The sequence below is a fragment of the Streptomyces monashensis genome, assembly GCF_001866665.1.
Taxonomy (GTDB): domain Bacteria; phylum Actinomycetota; class Actinomycetes; order Streptomycetales; family Streptomycetaceae; genus Streptomyces; species Streptomyces monashensis.
This window is the reverse complement of record NZ_MLYO01000045.1, coordinates 89,369-102,908: the sequence shown is the minus strand read 5'-3', so window position 1 is coordinate 102,908 and position 13,540 is coordinate 89,369. Positions and strand designations below refer to the sequence as shown.

The following is a 13,540-nucleotide window of genomic DNA, read 5'->3' as shown; positions in this document are numbered from 1 at the left end:
GTTAACCCCTTTGGGTTACTTCCCGTGCCGCACCGCGTAGATCATCACGAAGGCCACGATGTGGATGCCGAAGAGGAAGTAGCCGAGGAACCACCAGACCCGGCGTTCGTCCTTCTTCTCCTGGGCGAGGCGGCGTTGTTCCAGGGTCTTCTCGAGGGAGTCGAGGGCGTCGACGGGCTCGGGGGACTCGGACTCGGTGTTGTCCGGCATCACAGTTCCCTGTGGACCTTGGTGTTGGAGGCCTGGGCGCGGGGGCGCAGGACCAGGAGGTCGACGTTGACGTGGCTGGGGCGGGTGACGGCCCAGGTGATCGTGTCGGCGACGTCGTCGGCCGTGAGGGGTTCGGCGACGCCCTCGTAGACCTTGGAGGCCCTCGCGGTGTCTCCGCCGAAGCGGGTCAGGGCGAACTCGTCGGTCTTGACCATGCCGGGGGCGACCTCGATGACGCGGACCGGGCGGCCGACGATCTCCAGGCGGAGGGTCTCGGCGAGGACGTGCTCGCCGTGCTTGGCGGCGACGTAGCCCCCGCCGCCCTCGTAGGTGCCGTGGCCGGCCGTGGAGGTGAGCACCACGACCGTGCCGTCGCCGCTCGCCTCCAGCTTGGGGAGCAGGGCCTGGGTGACGTGCAGGGTGCCGATGACGTTCGTCTCGTACATCGTGCGCCAGTGCTCCGGGTCGCCGGTGGCCACCGGGTCCGCGCCGAGGGCGCCGCCCGCGTTGTTGACCAGGACGGCGATCGAGGTGAAGGCGCTCGCGAACTCGTCCACCGCGGTGCGGTCGGTCACGTCCAGCGGGTAGGCCGTCGCCGAGTGTCCCGCGTTCGTCAGCTCCTCGGCGAGCGCCTCGATGCGGTCCTTGCGGCGCGCGGTGAGGACGACGCGGTACCCGGCCTCGGCCAGCTGTCGGGCCGTGGCGGCTCCGATGCCGCTGCTCGCACCGGTGACGACGGCGATGCGGGACGCGGGGGCCGGGGCCATGGGCTGCTCCTGTGGTCGTTCGGGGGTCCGGTGGCGGTGCTCGGTCCAGCGTAAGTGAGGGTCAGCCGCCGTTCCGCGGGGCCCACATGATCACGGCCATGCCGGCGAGGCAGATCAGGGCGCCCGTGAGGTCGTAGCGGTCGGGGCGGTAGCCGTCGGCGACCATGCCCCACAGGATCGAGCCGGCCACGAAGATCCCGCCGTAGGCGGCGAGGATGCGGCCGAAGTGGGCGTCGGGCTGGAAGGTGGCGACGAAGCCGTACGCGCCGAGGGAGAGTACTCCGCCGGCCATCCACAGCCAGCCGCGGTGTTCGCGTACCCCCTGCCAGATCAGCCAGGCGCCGCCGATCTCGAAGAGCGCGGCGACGACGAACAGGGCGGCGGAGCGGAGGACCGGCATGCCGTCCAGCTTGTCATCCGCGCGTGTCACCTGTTGGAGGGCGCCTGGGCGGTGGCTGCGGTGGCATACATGCCTACGACAGCCAGGGTGGCCGGAGTGCGAGGTGAGTGGCGTGCGGATGCGGGCTCGGGCAGTGGTGTCGGGGGTGGTGTGTGCCGGGGTGGTGCTGGTGTGCGGGGGTGCTGTGGCCGCTCCCGGTCCGGTTTCGGCTTCCGCTCCGGAGGTGGATCTGGCGTTTCACGGGGTCGCGCAGTTGGAGGGGGGAGCGGTCGAGCTGCGGCTGACGCCGTGGAACGGCGGGCCGGCCGCCGTGCCGGACGCGACGGTGCGGCTGCGCTGGTCGGTGCCGCTGGCCGCGGCGCAGCAGTTGCCGGCCCGGTGTGTGCGGGAGGACGAGCGCACGCTTCTGTGCGGGACGGGTGCGGTGGCGGTGGATGCGGCGGGGGAATTGCTGCGGGTGCCGGTGCGGCTGGGCGAGCGGTCGTCGGAGGTCACGCTGGCGGTGGACGCCGTGTGGGCGGGTGGCGCGGTGGACAGGGGTCGGTCGAACGACGGGCTGAAGGTCCTCGTGCTGGACACCGGGGACGCGTACACCTTCTGAGGTCCGGTTCCCGGTCCGGGCGGCCTATGCGGGGTTCTCGGTGTCGTAGGTCTCGCGGGCCGCTCGTACGTCGTCGAAGTGGGTTTCCGCCCATGCCTTCACGGCCGTGAGGAGGCCGGCGAGGCTGGTGCCGAGCGGGGTGAGGGCGTAGTCGACGCGGACGGGGACGGACGGGGTGACGGTGCGGCTGATGATGCCGTCGCGTTCGAGGGTGCGCAGGGTCTGGGTGAGCATCTTGGGGCTGACGCCCGCGATCTTGCGGCCGAGGTCGCTGTAGCGCATGGGGCCGGGTGCCAGGGCGGCGACGACGAGGCTGACCCACTTGTCGCTGAGGCGGCCGAGGAGCTGGTTGGTGGGGCACTCGCGCAGGAAGGCGTCGTAGTCGGCGCGGGCCTGTTCGCGTCGCTGGGCCGCGGTGGTCGTCGGCATGGTGCTCTCCTTCGGGTCAGCTACGCACTCTCAGGTAATTACTTACCAATGGATAGTAGCTCTCCTACGGTTGGTGGTGCGGCGGGAAAGTGCCGCATAAACCATCAGTTGGGGAGATTTCTCATGCGTGCAGTCGTGGTGCGGACGTTCGGCGGTCCGGAGGTCGTGGAGGTCGCGGAGGCGGCGGTGCCGGAGCCGGGGCCCCGGCAGGTGCGGATCAAGGTGGCGGCCGGTGCGCTGAACCCGGTGGACGCGGCCGTGCGCACCGGTTTCTTCGGCGGGGCCGGCAAGACGCTCGGGCTCGGCTGGGACGTGGCCGGGACGGTGGACGCGGTGGGGTCTCCCGCCTCCTGGCGGGTCGGCGACGCGGTGGTGGCGCTGGTGCCGGGGGTGGACGCGCCGCTCGGGGCGCACGCGGAGTACGTCGTGGTCGACGCGGACGCGGTGGCCGGGGCGCCGGAGTCGGTCGACGCGGTGCACGCGGGCACCCTGCCGCTGAACGGGCTGACCGCGCTGCAGGCTCTGGACCTGCTGGAGCTCGCGCCGGGGGCCACGTTGCTGGTGACCGGGGCGGCGGGCGCGGTCGGCGGGTTCGCGGTGCAGCTGGCCGCGCGCCGGGGGATCGAGGTCGTCGGGCAGGCCCGGGCGGGCGACGAGGAGCTGGTGCGGTCGCTGGGGGCGGCGCGCTTCACGGTCGACGGGGCCGGTGAGGCCGGAGAGGGGGGTGTGGACGCGGTGCTGGACGCGGCGGTGCTCGGTGAGCGGGCGCTCGCGTGGGTGCGGGACGGCGGTGCGTACGTGGGCGTGCGGCCCGGTGAGCACCCCGGCGCGGTGCGCGGCGTGCGGACCGGCTCGGTGGCCGTGCGGCCGGACGGGGCGCGGCTGGCGGAGCTGGCGCGGCTGGTGGACGAGGGGGCGCTGACGCTGCGGGTGGCCGGGACGTACGCCTTCGAGGACGCGGGCACGGCGCATGCGCGGCTCGCGGAGGGCGGTGTGCGGGGGCGGCTGGTGCTGGTGCCGTAGGGGGAATGGCCGGGGTGGGGTGGCCGTTGGAGAGGTATGGTTGAACAGTCAACAATCTGGAGGGTGAGCGACCATGCAGTTCGGGATCTTCACGGTCGGCGACGTCACGCCGGACCCCACCACGGGGCGCACCCCGACCGAGGGTGAGCGGATCAAGGCCATGGTCGCCATCGCCCGGAAGGCCGAGGAGGTCGGTCTGGACGTCTTCGCGACCGGTGAGCACCACAACCCGCCGTTCGTGCCGTCGTCGCCGACCACCATGCTCGGCTACATCGCGGCGCGGACCGAGCGCATCGTCCTGTCCACGTCCACCACGCTGATCACCACCAACGACCCGGTGAAGATCGCCGAGGACTTCGCGATGCTCCAGCACCTGGCCGACGGCCGGGTGGACCTCATGATGGGCCGCGGCAACACCGGGCCGGTGTACCCGTGGTTCGGGCAGGACATCCGGAAGGGCATCGACCTCGCCATCGAGAACTACGCCCTGCTGCGCCGGCTGTGGCGCGAGGACGTCGTGGACTGGCAGGGCACGTTCCGCACGCCGCTCCAGGGCTTCACCTCGACCCCGCGGCCGCTGGACGGCGTACCCCCGTTCGTCTGGCACGGCTCGATCCGCTCGCCGGAGATCGCCGAGCAGGCGGCCTTCTACGGCGACGGCTTCTTCCACAACAACATCTTCTGGCCGGCCGACCACACCAGGCGGATGGTCGAGCTGTACCGGGCCCGGTACGCCCACTACGGGCACGGCACGCCCGAGCAGGCGATCGTCGGGCTCGGCGGCCAGGTGTTCATGCGGAGGAACTCGCAGGACGCGGTGCGTGAGTTCCGGCCGTACTTCGACAACGCGCCGGTCTACGGCCACGGGCCCTCGCTGGAGGACTTCACCGAGCAGACCCCGCTGACCGTGGGCTCGCCGCAGCAGGTGATCGAGAAGACGCTGGCGTTCCGCGAGTACGCCGGTGACTACCAGCGCCAGCTGTTCCTCATGGACCACGCGGGGCTGCCGCTGAAGACCGTGCTGGAGCAGCTCGACCTGCTGGGCGAGGAGGTCGTGCCGGTGCTGCGCGAGGAGTTCGCCAAGGGCCGGCCGGCCGCGGTGCCGCAGGCGCCCACGCACCAGTCCCTGCTCGCCGCCGCGCGTGGGGGCGCGCGCAAGGAGGCGGACAAGGAGGTCGTCGCATGAGGCTCGGCGTGGTGTCCGCGGGGCTGAGTGTGCCGTCGTCCACCCGGCTGCCGGCCGACCGGCCGGCCGCCGCGGTGGTCCGGCGGGCGCCGGTGCCGGTGGACGTGCGGGTCGTCGATTTGCGCTAGCTCGCCGTCGGGATCGCGCACCACTTCACCGACGGGTTCCCCGGCAGGGGGCTCGCCGCCGCGCAGGACGCCGTGGCGGGGGCCGACGGGCTGATCGTCGTCACTCCGCCCCGCCCGGTCGGGCGGGGCGGAGATGGTGAGAGGACGGAAAGCGGTGGGACCGGGTTCCGCTGTGACGGTGAGAGGGCGGTAAAAAGGGTGATCGTACGGCCGCCCGTCCCGACCGAACCGCCGGAGGGCTTGGCAAACTGGGGACGTGCCCCAGACTGTGCTGCTCGCCGAAGACGACCGTGCCATCCGCCATGCCCTGGAGCGTGCGCTGACGCTGGAAGGGTATGCGGTGACGGCGGTCGCCGACGGCGTGGAAGCGCTGGCCCAGGCCCACAAGACGCCGCCGGACGTCCTCCTGCTGGACGTGATGATGCCCGGCATCGACGGTCTCCAGGTGTGCCGTGTGCTGCGCGCCGAGGGCAACCGCACCCCGATCCTCATGCTCACCGCCCTCGTGGAGACCGCCGACCGCATCGCGGGCCTGGACGCCGGCGCCGACGACTACGTCGTCAAGCCCTTCGACGTGGAGGAGGTCTTCGCGCGGCTGCGTGCGCTGCTGCGCCGTACCCTCCCGGTGCCCGCCGGGGCGAGCGGCAGCGGCGGCGGGAACGACTCCGTGCGGGCCGACGTCCAGATCTCGGACCGGCAGGTCGAGGCCGCCGGCATCCGCATGGACCTCCAGGCCCGCCGCGCCTGGCGCGGCAAGCGCGAACTGGAGCTGACCCGCACCGAGTTCGAGCTGCTGGAGCTCCTCGTGCGCAACGCCGGCATCGTGCTCGACCACTCCACCATCTACGACCGGATCTGGGGCTACGACTTCGGACCCGGCTCCAAGAACCTCGCCGTGTACGTCGGCTACCTGCGCCGCAAGCTCGACGAGCCCGGCGCCCCGCAGCTGATCCACACCGTGCGGGGCGTGGGTTACGTGCTGCGGGAGGACTGAGTGGGCCGCCTCACGCGGCTCAGGCGGTCGCTGGCCGGGCGCCGGCCGGGGCTCGTCTCCCTGCGCACCACCTTCGTCGTCTCCTTCGCGGCCGTCACCGCTGCGGTCACGATCCTCGTCGGCATCCTGTCCTACAGCTCCGCCGCCCGGCTGGTCCGGGTCGACCAGCAGTCGGTGTTCTCGCAGGTCGTGCAGGACGTACGGGACGAGGTGCGGCAGCACGAGATGGTGCCGGAGGACTTCTCGTCGTCCCGGCCGGGGCACGACCTGGTCCGGCCGGCGCGCACCGATGTCCAGGTGCTGGGCGCGCAGGGCCAGATAGTGGACCACGGCAGTCCGAGCCTGCCCGTCACCTCGCGGGACAAGGCGATGGCCCTCGCGCAGACCGCCGGGAAGGTGGTCCAGCACAAGGACGTGCCGGTCGACTCGGACCTGTACCGCATCGCGACCATCTCGCTCGGCGACGGGCGGGGCGCGGTGCAGATCGCCCAGGAGTTCAGCGACACCGAAGACCTGCTGCGCACCCTTCAGCGGCGCACGCTGATCCTGATGGCGGCGGTCGTGGTGGCCGCCGGCCTGTTCGGCTGGTGGCTGGCGCGCCGGATCACCCGGCGCCTGGTGATCCTCACCTCCGCCGCCGAGGACGTGGCCCGCACCCGCCGGCTGGGCATCGACGTGCCGGTCACCGGGCTGGACGAGGTGGGCCGGCTGGGCCGTGCCTTCGACCGGATGCTGGGCCGGCTCGCGCAGTCCGAGGAGGACCAGCGCCGGCTGGTGCAGGACGCGGGACACGAGCTGCGCACCCCGCTCACGTCCCTGCGGACGAACATCTCGCTGCTGCGCCGTATCGACGAGCTTCCGCCCGAGACCCGTGAGGACCTGGTCGCCGACCTCGGCCAGGAGGCCCGCGAACTGACCGACCTGGTCAACGAGCTGGTCGACCTCGCCGCCGGGCAGTCCGACACCGAGCCGCCGCAGCGCGTCGACCTCGCCGACATCGCCGAGGAGGTGGTGGGGCTGGCCAAGCGCCGTACCGGGCGCGAGATCGTGCTGCGTACGAGCGGTGACACGACGACCGACGGCCGGCCGGGCATGCTCCAGCGGGCCATGTCCAACCTGGTGGAGAACGCGGCCAAGTTCGACCGGGACCGCACGTCGCCCATCGAGATCGACGTCACCGGGCCGGCCCGCTCGGGCACGGTGCGGGTGGAGGTGCTGGACCGGGGGCCGGGTATCGCCGAGGGCGACCTCATCCGCATCTTCGACCGCTTCTACCGGGCCGCCGACGCCCGCTCCCTGCCGGGCTCGGGCCTCGGGCTGTCCATCGTCCGCGAGGTCGCCATGGCGCACGGCGGAGCGCCGTTCGCCTTCCGGCGCGAGGGCGGCGGCTCGGTCATCGGGTTCACCGTGGGCGGCGGGATCGTGTGAGGCGAAGAGCGGTGGCGGCGGCTGAGAATCATCAGCCGCCGCCACCGCTCTTCAGCCGTCGCCGCCGCGCGGTCCTACGACTTCCCGCCCATACCCGGCAGTTCGAGGAACCCCTCCGCCCGGGCCGAGGCCAGGCCGATGCGCGGTATGTCGCTGGACTTGGCGAACAGCAGGAACCGCGGCTCCCAGACCGGGCGGTACTTGGCGTTGGCGCGGTACAGGGACTCGATCTGCCACCAGCGGGAGAAGAAGGTGAGGACGGAGCGCCACAGACGCAGGACCGGACCGGCGCCGAGCCGGGCGCCGCGCTCGAAGACCGCTCGGAACATCGCGAAGTTCAGCGAGACCCGCTGGATCCCCAACTCCTTCGCCTGGACCAGGAGTTCCACGACCATGTACTCCATCAGGCCGTTCTCGCTGTCGCGGTCGCGGCGCATCAGGTCCAGGGACAGGCCGTGCTCGCCCCAGGGCACGAAGCTGAGCAGGGCGCGCGGTTCGTCGTTCGCGTCGCGGCACTCCAGCATCACGCAGCGCCCGTCCCCGGGGTCGCCGAGCCGGCCGAGGGCCATCGAGAAGCCGCGTTCGGTGGCGCCGTCGCGCCAGTCGTCGGCGCGCTGGACGAGCCGGTTCATCTCCTCTTCGGGGATGTCCTCGTGGCGGCGGACCCGGACCGTGTAGCCGGCCCGCTTGACCCGGTTGTGGGCCTGGCGGACGACGCGCATGGCGCGGCCCTCCAGGGTGAAGTCCGCGATGTCCACGATCGCCTCGTCGCCGAGTTCGAGGGCGTCCAGGCCGTGGCGGGCGTAGATCGTGCCCGCCTCCTCGCTCGCGCCCATCACGGCCGGGGTCCACGCGTGCCGGCGGGCCTCCGACAGCCAGGCGTCGATGGCGCCGGGCCAGGCCTCGGGGTCGCCGATCGGGTCGCCGGAGGCGAGGGAGACGGCGCCGACGACGCGGTAGGTGACGGCCGCCTTCCCGGTGGGCGAGAAGATGGCGGCCTTGTCGCGGCGCAGCGCGAAGTAGCCGAGGGAGTCACGGGCGCCGTGCTTGTCGAGCAGCGCGCGCAGCTTCTCCTCGTCCTCGTCGGTGAGCAGCCGGCGCCCGCGCGGGGAGCGGAAGCAGGCGTACAGGACCAGGCAGAAGACGCCGGCCAGCAGGACGTTGATGATGATGTCGACCCAGCGGGGCGCGTGCACGGAGTCGACCCGGTCGGCGAGCGGGCCGACGCTGATGCCGCGCAGCAGGGTGTACGCCAGCTCTTCGAGGACCGGTGCGTGGTGCAGCTTGTTGGTGGCGTGCACGAGCAGTGTGCCGAGGCCGCCGGTCACCAGGACGCCGCCGACGCCGACGGCCAGGGCGAGCTTCGGGCTGGAGGGGTCGCCGATGGCGTTGAACTCCCGGCGGCCGATCAGCAGCGCGGCCACGAAGAGGCCGGTGAGGGCGGTGGAGACCCAGTTGAAGACGTGGCCGCTGAACGGGTGCTGGGTGAGCGCGAGGACGTACAGCACGAACAGGGGACCGGCGAGCAGCATGTTGACCACCCACGCGGCCCGCTTCCTGCGCCGCATCACCAGCGCCAGGAAGATCGCCGCCGCGGCCGAGACCAGGCCCGCGGTGGCCAGGTACGGCGTGAAGAACTTGCCGGCGTGGTGGACGTGGGCGTGCACGTGGCGTGCGGTGAAGAGCTTGCCGTCGTTGTGTTCCTGCACCTCTTTGCGGAACGGCAGCGACATCACCGCGATGACGTTGAAGACGGCGATCAGCCGCAGGTACCAGACGGTGGCCGAGGCCGCCGCGGCGCGCAGCCGGGGGCTGGGCGTGGGCAACTGGAACTCGCGGCGTCCGCCGCGTTGGCCGGGGACCTGCGCGTCGATCACGGTCGACTGCTCTGCGGGCATGGTGACTGGTCACCTTGGGTGGGGAGGGACGGGGCAAACGTCGACCCTACAGTCCGTAGGGCAAACGCGGGTGCGCGTGGTGCGCGGCCCCGATGCGAGGACATTCACCGGATTCATACGGATCGGACGGCGATGGTCCGGGCGCCGGGGCTATCGGGAGCGTACCGGCATCCGCTCTTACCTGGATCTGCCTGTTCCCGCCTTCCTGGGAACTCCCTGTGCTCGCCTTACCCGGCCCTTTCTGTGTCCCGGCTGTGCGTCTTACCGGAAATCAACCGGATTTACCCGTACTGCGCCGGGCCGCCGTCAGGTGCCAGGCCAGGTTGCCCACCGCCGCACCGGCCGCCACCGCGGCGACGATCACCCCGCCGGTCGCGAGGCCGTCACTGAACAGGTGTGGGCGCCGGTCGAGGCTGTGCAGGCCGAAACCGCACAGCTCGTACACGCCCACGGCGGCGACGACCAGGCTGACGACCAGCAGGGTCACCGTGGGCGCGAGGCTGCGCGCGCCCGCCTCCTCGCCGGCTTTCGTCTCGGTGTCCTGCATGGGTCCCCCGTTGAACAGACGTGTGGCCGCTGGCGGTTGGGAACCTACAATACGTAGGGTTTCCGGGTGGTGCCGCCGGGCCGGGGTGTCACCGGTGGGAGTGGTGGCCGTTCTCGTGATCGGTTCTGCGGTGAGGTCCTACGTGTCGGACGGCGCCTGGGACCTCGCGGTGGCGGTTCCGGCAGGGACCGGGACCCCGGACCCGACCCGGAACGCCGCCTGCGAAGGTGCCCCGCCGCCGTACTAGTCGACGGTGACCGGACCGTCGTCGTCCGAGGACCGGCCCTTGCCCGCGCGCAGCTGGAGCAGGCCGCTCGGGTTGCTGCCCCCGGCGGCGTCCGCGGTGTCGGTCTTCTCCTTGTCCTGGCCGCCCAGGTTCTGGCGGACCGAGTCGAGGATCGTCAGGCCCTGGGAGACCAGGCCGGCGGCGATCTCGCCGAGGCCGTCCGCGCCGTTGAGGACGTTGACGTTGGCGCCCGCCAGGCCGCCCGCGGCCTCCTTCACGATCTGCGGGAGCTGGTCGATCAGCATCCGGTCCAGCGCGACCCGGTCGTAGGAGGCCGCGGCCTCCGCCTGGATCTTCATGCGCTGGGCCTCGGCGGCGGCGAGGATCCGGACCCGCTCGGCCTCGGCCTGGGCGGGCTTGACGACCTCGGCCACCAGCTGCTGCTGCCGCAACTCGGCCTGCTTCTGCGCCAGTTCGGTCTGTGCTTCGAGCACCTCCTGCTGGGCGTGGGCCTGCGCCAGCGGGCCGGCCTGGGAGGCCTGCGCCTGCGCGCGGTCCACCTGAGCCGAGTACTCGGCCTGGACGACGGCGGTCTGCCGGGCGTACTCGGCCTGCTTGCGGGCCGCCGCCTGCTCCGCCTCGACCGAGGCCTGGGTGGCCTGCGCCTGGGCGATCTGGGCCTGGCGCTGGATGGCCGCCTTGTGCGGGGCGGACATCGCGGCGATGTAGCCGGTGTCGCCGTCGTCGATCGACTGGATCTGCAGCGAGTCGACGATCAGGCCGATCTTGGCCATCTCCACCTTCGAGGTGTCGAGGACCTCGGCGGCGAGCTTCTGCCGCTCGGTGACGATCTCCTCGACCGTCATCGAGCCGATGATGGCCCGCAGGTGACCGGCGAAGATCCGGCCGGTGAGCACCGACATCTGCTCCTGGTCGGACAGGAAACGCTGGCCGGCGTTGATGATGCTCTCCTGGTCGTTGCCGACCTTGAAGGCGATGACCGCTCGCACGTGCAGGGAGATGCCCTGCTTGGTCACACAGGTCTCGGTGACCTCCGCCTCGCACATCGACAGCGTGAGGAAGCGGACCTTGCGAAAGACCGGAAGCACGAATTTGCCGTGGCCCGTGACCACGCGGAACGGAGCGCCCCCCAGTCCCCGCCTGCCTCCCGAGATCAGCATCGCCTCGTCGGGAGCGGGAACGCGGTATCCGAACATGCCTGTACTCCTCAGCTTGCGCCGGCGGTGTCCCCGTCGAGCGCGTCCAATGGATCCACCCACTCGATGACGCCGACCTCGCGGCATCCGCGTGATTCGATCACGAGGACCGTGGCGCCTGCGGGCAGGGGACTCTCGGACCAGGCGAGGAAGGTCTCGGAGCCGCCTCTGACCCGCACCAGCACCTCGCCGGGCCCGGCGGTTCCGCGGGTCCCGATGAGCACCGTGCCCGTGCAGCCGATCACGGCCTCGTCCTGCGACATCACCGGCCGTCCTCCTCGTCCTGGCCCCAGGATTTCGACGATAACCCCACCACGGCCGGTTCCCAACGGGCGGGAGGGTGTCGCGTACCCGGCGGGCACGGATGAGCGGTACGGCGGCCCGGGCGCGCCTCGGCGAGGGCCGTTCCCGCGCCGCGGCCGTCACGGTGCGGGCGCGCGGCGCGGCACGCCGACGGTGCCGCCGGGGGAGTCGCCGGGGGAGCCGTCTTCGGGAACGACGGTCCGGAGTAGGGGAGTTGAGACAGCGGCCGCGGGCCCCGTGGCGGTGGCGAGGGCCGGTTCCGTCCCGCGGCCCGCCCGAGGGAGATCCCGGGGCGGGCCGCCGGTGCGGCGATGGCGGGGCCGTCGGGCCTCAGCCGACGGCGTACGCGTTGTAGACCGTCGTGGTCGAGCTGTCGCCGTGGGTGTCGGTGACCGTCGAGCGCAGGCCGACGCGGCCGGAGGCCGGGTTGTGGACGGCGGTGGTCCACCTGCCGCCGGACAGCTTCGCGCCGGCGGCGTGCCAGGTCGTGCCGTTGTCGGTGGTGTACCAGGCCCGCACGGACTTCACGCTGTCCGACAGCTGCTGGATCGTGCCGTCGTCCGTGCCGTTGCGCTGCATGCCCAGGACGACGGTCGTGGTCGACCCGGGGGCCGCCTGGTTCCTGGAGTTCAGCGCGTCGGGCCAGAACCGGGTGATGTAGTCCCGGATCTGCTGGTTCCTGCCGGGGTCCGCGTAGAAGGTCAGGCTGAGACTCGCCGTGGTGGACAGCGAACCGGACGGCAGGCCGCGCCGGCCGCTCTCGTACAGCGTGTACCAGCCCGCACCGGGGAGCACCGGATGCCCGTCGATCTCCTGCCCGGGGCCGTAGGCGTGCGAGTAGAGCGTCCTGCCCGCGTGGGTCAGCTTCACACTGCCGCTCGCCAGCGTGCCGCCGTCGGGAAGGGCCGGGTCGGCGAACGGATTCACGGACCCGAGATACAGCTGCTTGTACCAGGTGTTGGGCAGCCGCCCGCCGGGCCCCCAGACCGCGTGCCCGAGGGTCAGCGAGGTCGTCCTGCCCGCCGCGTAGCCGTGGAAGCCGCCGAAGACGAAGTCGTTGCCCTGCTGGCTCACCTGCCACTGCCCGGCCGGGAGATGGGCGGTGAAGGAGTTGGGCAGCTCACGCTGGAACCGGAGCGAGTTCGGACCCCACGAGCAGGAGCCGCCGCTCGCCGACGAGTAGTTGAACGAGAAGTCCGCCTGTCCGCTGTCCGGGCCCGAACGGGCGGACACCTTGAGGGCGGTCAGCCCGGACTGCGCAAGCGTCGCTGACACCCCGGACGGCACACCGCCCGTGTGCGTGGCGGACGCCACCCAGAAGTCCCCGCCGGTCGCCGACCGCGGCTGGTACGTGGTGCCGTAGGACAGCTCGTACGCCTTGCTGCTCGACGGGATGACGTACAGGTCGCCCGCCGGTGCCGAGGTGCCCATGCTGGCCGGGCCGTTGTCGGAGGCACACACGTACGCGCTGACCGTCTGGTCGTATCCGCTGCCCGGGTTCGGGCTGAGCGAGACCTTGACCGCGCGGCCCTGCCGGGCGTCGAACGTGGTCTTCGTGGTCCCGGAGACGGTCACACTGTGCCCGCCGACCGTGGTCCCCTCGTCCCGGGCGTCGGCGACGGACGTGACGAGCTCGTAGCTGCCGGCGGGCAGCGGCGTCGCCTTGTTGCTGTCGATGAAGCGGAAGTCGTTCGTCTTCGTGTTGTAGACCGCCACCTGGGCGTACACCGGCTTGCCGCTCCGGTCCAACGTCGTGACGGTCAGTGATCCACTGGCGGCCGAGGCCGTTGAAGCACCGGCCAGAAGAACCGGGCCGAGCGCGATGACGACACTCGCTGCCGCTGTGATGCGCCGCATCAGACCCCCCAATAGGTGCGCGACAAAAGTGAGTCACGGTAGCGCACGGGTGTCGCGTACACATCACCGGCCTCTCGGGGAGGCCCTCCTGGGCACCGACGAGGACGGGACCCGAAAGCCCCGCCCGAGCCCACCAAACCCCCGGCTCAGGGCCACACCAGGCAATACGGCTGATGCCCCGCCTCATGCAGCCGGTGGGAGAAGTCCTGCCACTCGTGCAGCGATTGGGAGCGGCGGGTCGCTGACCTGGGGGTTCGCACGGAAAATGGTGCTGACCTGGGATAACTCCTCTCCGTAGTTCTCACAGGTCAACACCGTTTCCCGGG

General features: G+C 71.8%; 14 protein-coding genes and 1 pseudogene. 6 read left to right on the top strand and 9 right to left on the bottom strand.

Annotated elements, in window-relative coordinates; genetic code table 11:
• Positions 1–15: 15 nt before the first annotated feature.
• The 3 genes from BIV23_RS26505 to BIV23_RS26495 form a co-directional block, all read right to left on the bottom strand.
• The gene (locus tag BIV23_RS26505; protein ID WP_071383476.1) at positions 16–210 is read right to left on the bottom strand and encodes a hypothetical protein; all 195 of its coding nucleotides are present in this window, start codon (positions 208–210) and stop codon (positions 16–18) included.
• Complete coding sequence (locus BIV23_RS26500) at positions 210–977, bottom strand: SDR family NAD(P)-dependent oxidoreductase (protein WP_071383475.1); 768 nt, start codon at positions 975–977, stop codon at positions 210–212. Before BIV23_RS26500 ends, BIV23_RS26505 begins: the two co-directional genes overlap by 1 nt.
• 61 nt (positions 978–1,038) lie before the next feature.
• Complete coding sequence (locus BIV23_RS26495) at positions 1,039–1,377, bottom strand: YnfA family protein (RefSeq protein WP_071383474.1); 339 nt, start codon at positions 1,375–1,377, stop codon at positions 1,039–1,041.
• Positions 1,378–1,600: 223 nt separating this feature from the next.
• Between BIV23_RS26495 and BIV23_RS26490 the strand changes: the two genes are divergently transcribed.
• Positions 1,601–1,978 (top strand): hypothetical protein, encoded by a 378-nt coding sequence (locus tag BIV23_RS26490; protein ID WP_342746381.1) that lies wholly within the window; start codon positions 1,601–1,603, stop codon positions 1,976–1,978.
• Between the two features lie 24 nt (positions 1,979–2,002).
• On the opposite strand, the gene BIV23_RS26485 is transcribed toward BIV23_RS26490, so the two are convergent.
• Positions 2,003–2,407, bottom strand: coding sequence for a winged helix-turn-helix transcriptional regulator (locus tag BIV23_RS26485; protein ID WP_071383473.1), 405 nt, complete (start codon positions 2,405–2,407; stop codon positions 2,003–2,005).
• Positions 2,408–2,530: 123 nt separating this feature from the next.
• Here BIV23_RS26485 and BIV23_RS26480 point away from each other — a divergent pair, with 123 nt between their 5' ends.
• The 5 genes and pseudogenes from BIV23_RS26480 to BIV23_RS26460 all read left to right on the top strand — a co-directional run bounded on the left by BIV23_RS26480 (position 2,531) and on the right by BIV23_RS26460 (position 7,166).
• Entirely contained in the window at positions 2,531–3,430 is a 900-nt protein-coding gene (locus BIV23_RS26480) for an NADP-dependent oxidoreductase (protein WP_071383472.1), read from the top strand.
• 73 nt (positions 3,431–3,503) lie between these two features.
• The gene (locus tag BIV23_RS26475) at positions 3,504–4,616 is read left to right on the top strand and encodes an LLM class flavin-dependent oxidoreductase (protein ID WP_071383471.1); all 1,113 of its coding nucleotides are present in this window, start codon (positions 3,504–3,506) and stop codon (positions 4,614–4,616) included.
• Positions 4,613–4,852 (top strand): annotated as a pseudogene (locus BIV23_RS26470) (NAD(P)H-dependent oxidoreductase); the annotation flags it as partial. The gene BIV23_RS26475 and the pseudogene BIV23_RS26470, both read left to right, overlap by 4 nt.
• Positions 4,853–5,012: 160 nt before the next feature.
• Positions 5,013–5,738, top strand: coding sequence for a response regulator transcription factor (locus tag BIV23_RS26465; protein ID WP_071383470.1), 726 nt, complete (start codon positions 5,013–5,015; stop codon positions 5,736–5,738).
• Positions 5,739–7,166 (top strand): sensor histidine kinase, encoded by a 1,428-nt coding sequence (locus BIV23_RS26460; protein ID WP_071383469.1) that lies wholly within the window; start codon positions 5,739–5,741, stop codon positions 7,164–7,166.
• Positions 7,167–7,240: 74 nt separating this feature from the next.
• Here the strand turns inward: BIV23_RS26460 and BIV23_RS26455 are convergent, their stop codons facing one another.
• The 5 genes from BIV23_RS26455 to BIV23_RS26435 all read right to left on the bottom strand — a co-directional run bounded on the left by BIV23_RS26455 (position 7,241) and on the right by BIV23_RS26435 (position 13,214).
• Positions 7,241–9,064 (bottom strand): phosphatidylglycerol lysyltransferase domain-containing protein, encoded by a 1,824-nt coding sequence (locus tag BIV23_RS26455; protein ID WP_079173376.1) that lies wholly within the window; start codon positions 9,062–9,064, stop codon positions 7,241–7,243.
• A gap of 271 nt (positions 9,065–9,335) precedes the next feature.
• Complete coding sequence (locus BIV23_RS26450) at positions 9,336–9,611, bottom strand: hypothetical protein (RefSeq protein ID WP_071383468.1); 276 nt, start codon at positions 9,609–9,611, stop codon at positions 9,336–9,338.
• A gap of 243 nt (positions 9,612–9,854) precedes the next feature.
• Complete coding sequence (locus BIV23_RS26445; protein WP_071383467.1) at positions 9,855–11,054, bottom strand: flotillin family protein; 1,200 nt, start codon at positions 11,052–11,054, stop codon at positions 9,855–9,857.
• 11 nt (positions 11,055–11,065) lie between these two features.
• Positions 11,066–11,317, bottom strand: a complete 252-nt coding sequence (locus BIV23_RS26440) for a hypothetical protein (RefSeq protein WP_071383466.1) — start codon at positions 11,315–11,317, stop codon at positions 11,066–11,068.
• 370 nt (positions 11,318–11,687) lie between these two features.
• The gene (locus BIV23_RS26435; RefSeq protein WP_071383465.1) at positions 11,688–13,214 is read right to left on the bottom strand and encodes a hypothetical protein; all 1,527 of its coding nucleotides are present in this window, start codon (positions 13,212–13,214) and stop codon (positions 11,688–11,690) included.
• Between the last annotated feature and the right edge of the window lie 326 nt (positions 13,215–13,540).

Excerpts from the sequence above, each read along its gene's own strand:
- BIV23_RS26505 (WP_071383476.1), bottom strand. The coding sequence starts at position 210 with ATGCCGGACAACACCGAGTCCGAGTCCCCCGAGCCCGTCGACGCCCTC.
- BIV23_RS26500 (WP_071383475.1), bottom strand. The coding sequence starts at position 977 with ATGGCCCCGGCCCCCGCGTCCCGCATCGCCGTCGTCACCGGTGCGAGC.
- BIV23_RS26495 (WP_071383474.1), bottom strand. The coding sequence starts at position 1,377 with ATGCCGGTCCTCCGCTCCGCCGCCCTGTTCGTCGTCGCCGCGCTCTTC.
- BIV23_RS26485 (WP_071383473.1), bottom strand. The coding sequence starts at position 2,407 with ATGCCGACGACCACCGCGGCCCAGCGACGCGAACAGGCCCGCGCCGAC.
- BIV23_RS26480 (WP_071383472.1), top strand. The coding sequence starts at position 2,531 with ATGCGTGCAGTCGTGGTGCGGACGTTCGGCGGTCCGGAGGTCGTGGAG.
- BIV23_RS26475 (WP_071383471.1), top strand. The coding sequence starts at position 3,504 with ATGCAGTTCGGGATCTTCACGGTCGGCGACGTCACGCCGGACCCCACC.
- BIV23_RS26455 (WP_079173376.1), bottom strand. The coding sequence starts at position 9,064 with ATGCCCGCAGAGCAGTCGACCGTGATCGACGCGCAGGTCCCCGGCCAA.
- BIV23_RS26450 (WP_071383468.1), bottom strand. The coding sequence starts at position 9,611 with ATGCAGGACACCGAGACGAAAGCCGGCGAGGAGGCGGGCGCGCGCAGC.
- BIV23_RS26445 (WP_071383467.1), bottom strand. The coding sequence starts at position 11,054 with ATGTTCGGATACCGCGTTCCCGCTCCCGACGAGGCGATGCTGATCTCG.
- BIV23_RS26440 (WP_071383466.1), bottom strand. The coding sequence starts at position 11,317 with ATGTCGCAGGACGAGGCCGTGATCGGCTGCACGGGCACGGTGCTCATC.
- BIV23_RS26435 (WP_071383465.1), bottom strand. The coding sequence starts at position 13,214 with ATGCGGCGCATCACAGCGGCAGCGAGTGTCGTCATCGCGCTCGGCCCG.